The following is a 1947-nucleotide window of genomic DNA, read 5'->3' as shown; positions in this document are numbered from 1 at the left end:
GCTCGGGGGTGTGGGCGGCGGCTCGGATGTCGTGCGGCTGCTGGTGCCTCGGGTGCGCCGGGTCGGCGCCGGGCCTGCGGGGTGCCATGGTCAACCACCCCAAATGCGTATGAAAAGGTACATAGGCATATCTTCAGCGACACGACGATCATCTGCCCACTTCACTGATAAATGGGATCTTCTTGGCAGCATGGTCGGGTGACCCAGATGACCGACGGCCGCCCGTCGCTGACTCCGCGCGGCTACTCCGCGGCCCGGGACGCCGCGGCGGTCGGCCAGGCGTTCTTCAGCGGGGTGATGGCCGCCGGCCTCGGCCTCGGCACCCTCTCCGTCGTGGTGGTGCTGCTGTGGATCGGCTCGCCGTATCCCGACGCCGGGCCGAGCGGCGCCCTGCACATCGCCGCCGACCTGTGGCTGCTGGGCCACGGCGCCGACCTGGTACGCACCGGGCCGACCGGCGCCGCCAGCCCCCTCGGCCTCACCCCGCTGCTGCTCGGCGCCCTCCCGTGCTGGCTGCTGTACCGGGCGACCCGGCACGCCTTGGAACCGCCTGAGCCGGTGCCCGGAGGCAGCGGACTCGCCGCCCCGCCGGCCGTACTCGCGCTGTCCAGCCCACCGCTGGTGCCGCGCCGGGTCGTCGCCTGGGTCACCGCCGGCTACCTCCTGGTCGGGCTGGCCGCGGTGGTGTACGCGGCGAACGGCCCGATGCGGGTCTCGCCCCTGGGCGCGCTGCTCCATCTGCCCGTGGTCACCCTCGTGGTGGTCGCGCTGAGCGCCTGGACCGGCACCGGTCGGCCGTACGAACTCCTGCCCGCCGCCGTCCGCCGGCTGCTGAGCGAGCTTCCGGCCCCCGTCGGCCTGCGCCTCCGCGAGGCGCTGCGCGCCCCCTCCTGGCTGACCCGCCGCCGCCGTACCGCCGCGCTGCGTGCCACCGGGGGCGCGATGGCGGCGCTGATCGGCGCCGGGGCGCTGCTGACCGCGGTCTCCCTGGCGGGCCACGCGGGCTCGGTGTACCAGGCGTTCGGGCGGCTCGCCGGCACCTGGTCGGGGCAGTGTGGAGTGCTGCTGCTCAGCATCGCGCTGCTGCCCAACGCGGTGGTGTGGGCCGCGGCCTACGGGCTGGGTCCCGGCTTCGCGATCGGCGCCGGCGGTGCGGTGGGGCCGCTGAGTGCCGCCGGCCCTCCGGCGCTTCCCGAGTTCCCGCTGTTCGCCGCCCTGCCCGCGCCCGCCGCCGCCGCGCCGCCGTACCTGCTGATCGCGGCGGTCGTGCCGCTCGCCGCCGGGCTCTCGGTCGCCTGGTTCGTCTCCGGCGCGGCGCTGCGGGCCGTCCCCCGTCTGCCGCCCTCGGTGCCGGCGCAGGGGAACGGGGCCAGGTCGGACGGGCGTGCCGCCGTGGACCCGGCGTCAGAACCCACGGGCCGGTCCGCCACCGCGAAGGGGCGTATCCGGCGATGGCCGGGGCGGCTCCTGCGGCTGCTGCGCGGCGTACGCCGGAGATCTCCCGGAGGCGGTCCGCGCGGGAGATGGGCCCGGTTGCGCGGGCGGCTGTGCGGACGGGGCGGAGGCCGGGCCTGGAGCATCCGGGAGACCGCGCTCACCGCCGCGCTCGCGGCGGTCGGCTGCGGCTGCGCCGCCGCCCTGCTGGCCGCCGTGGCCGGCGGACCGGTCGGCTCCGGCGCACTCGCCGACTCCGGCCCGAGCTGGTGGTTCACCGGGGCGGCGGCCCTGGGCTGGTGCGGGCTGCTGGGGGTGCCGGGCGCGCTGGTCATGCGCTGGTGCCGGCTGATGTACCGCACCTCGCCCCGCCGGGCGGGTGGCGGCACGGCCGCCCCACCGGTGAGGCGCGGGACGCACCCGGAACACGCGAGGGGCGCGAGCACGGCCGGCGCACCGGCGCGAGGCGGCGTGCGGCGTGCGGCGTCCGGGCGGCGCCGGGCGCGCGACGAT

1 protein-coding gene is annotated in these 1947 nt (G+C 77.6%); it reads left to right on the top strand.

Features of this window, described 5'->3' with window-relative positions; translation table 11 throughout:
- Positions 1-207 precede the first annotated feature (207 nt).
- Positions 208-1947, top strand: a 1740-nt coding sequence (locus E4099_RS31610; RefSeq protein WP_245245341.1) for a cell division protein PerM, incomplete at its 3' end; no start/stop codon positions are given.

It is taken from the genome of Streptomyces palmae (genome assembly GCF_004684805.1).
In the GTDB taxonomy this organism is placed as follows: domain Bacteria; phylum Actinomycetota; class Actinomycetes; order Streptomycetales; family Streptomycetaceae; genus Streptomyces; species Streptomyces palmae.
Note: the sequence above shows the minus strand (reverse complement) of the source record. Positions and strands in the feature narration are given on the sequence as shown.